The sequence below is a fragment of the Christensenella sp. genome (genome assembly GCF_034927525.1).
Lineage (GTDB): Bacteria > Bacillota > Clostridia > Christensenellales > Christensenellaceae > Christensenella.
Map to the genome: position 1 here is coordinate 1 of NZ_JAYFPU010000271.1, position 1,687 is coordinate 1,687.

The window sequence follows — 1,687 nt, forward strand, 5'->3', positions numbered from 1 at the left end:
AACAAAATCAAGAATATTGGAACGAAATCTATAGCGATATGAAGTTTTTATTTGAGTCGCCAAGAGATGTTTTCCGTTTTACAAATGCTATTTCAGTCACTTACCCTGCCGTTAAAGGTGAAGTTAATACTGTCGATTTTATTGCAATTGAAGCAATTAGAATATTCATTCCAACACTATATTCAAAGATAAAAGACTATCCTGATCAATTTACGAAGATGGAGTTTCGTAATACTGGGCAACCAGACATGGATGAAGAAATTAAAAAAACTTTTGAAGAGGATTGGGTAAAAAGTCTTCCACAAAAAATAAGGGTAAATGCCCAAGGCCTTATGCGGACGATTTTCCCTTGCTTAAAAGGCATTCATTTTAACGCTGATGATATAAAAGAGTGGGCAAACGAGCTGAGAATTTGCCATCAAGAAATATTGCCGGTTTATTTTAAATTTGCTCTTCCTGATTCAATGGTTCCAAAATCTGAAATAAAAAGACTTTTTTCCTGTTCATCAGATAAAATTGCATCCCGCTTACTGCAATACAAAAGTGCTTCAGGGAACAAATTGGAACAGGCTATTGAAAGGTTATCACAGTCTCTAAATGATATTCCCAAAGACAATGTTCATAGTTTTGTTTCAGCATTTTTCGATATTGGAGATAGTCTCATTGAGGATTCTGATATTCAATGGTTCTTTTGGAAAGTCCGAGATTTAGCCCTTGAAATGCTTCAACTTATTGGTACAGGAGAATATAAAGATGTTCTAACAAAATCAATAAAAGAAGGAAGAGCTTTTACCATTCCTATCCTTACAATTTCAGGTTTGCTATTAAAGCAACCGAAAACACTTGAAAATAGTGAAAATGTTAAGGTTGTTTCAGATGATGTCAAGAATATCCTAATTGAGTCGATAAGAGAAAAAATCACAGACACAATTAATAACGAGCCATATTGGATACCGCAATGTTTACCAAGTGTTTTATCAGCTTGGGAGATTCTTGGAGGAATGGCAGAAGCCAAGGAATATTGCAAGAGACAAATTGATTCAGATGAAAATATGCTTTTATTTCTTCGAGCATGTGGAAGTGAATCACTTGTTTATGGAGAAAAATCGCTCCGTTCTGTACGTAGGGTATTCAATCTTGACATTGAATATCTAGTCAGGTTTATTGATTTTAAACAGTGTGTTGATAGGTTAAAAACAATAGAAAAAGAGCTTTCTGACGAAGATAAAGAAATTCTCAAAACGTTAGAAAGTGCCATAAAAACTACAACAAATAAGTAAAAATTTCGAACGGTATTTTGCGGCTACAGCATCAAAGCTTGTTTTCTTGGAATGCACAATTTATGCGGTAACTATGTTAAGTTGAAGCGGAATAGGTGTTCAATTTAATCGGCAAGTGTTCGTTTTAGCGCGGCATATGCAATACCTGACAGAGGTGAAAATATGACTGATAAAGTTCTAGACAACGAAGGTAAATTATTACCTAAATTTACTCCGGCTATATATTTTGATTCTTGTGTTCTTATTGATTATTATTTAGCTTACGGGCTAGAATTTGAACCAAGCCCCATAGTAGAAGCAATGGGAAAAAATAGAGCTCCATATGAAAAATCCTTATTGACTTTGTTCAAGCAAGACAAACGTTTTGCTGATTTAACGAAACTACGTGAAACTTTACTTAACGAAAC

General features: G+C 34.3%; 2 protein-coding genes. Both read left to right on the forward strand.

What is annotated here, in order from left to right:
• Positions 1-1,280: hypothetical protein (locus VB081_RS11075; RefSeq protein WP_323400876.1), on the forward strand; the 1,280-nt coding region annotated here is incomplete at its 5' end.
• Between the two features lie 162 nt (positions 1,281-1,442).
• Positions 1,443-1,687: hypothetical protein (locus VB081_RS11080; RefSeq protein ID WP_323400877.1), on the forward strand; the 245-nt coding region annotated here is incomplete at its 3' end.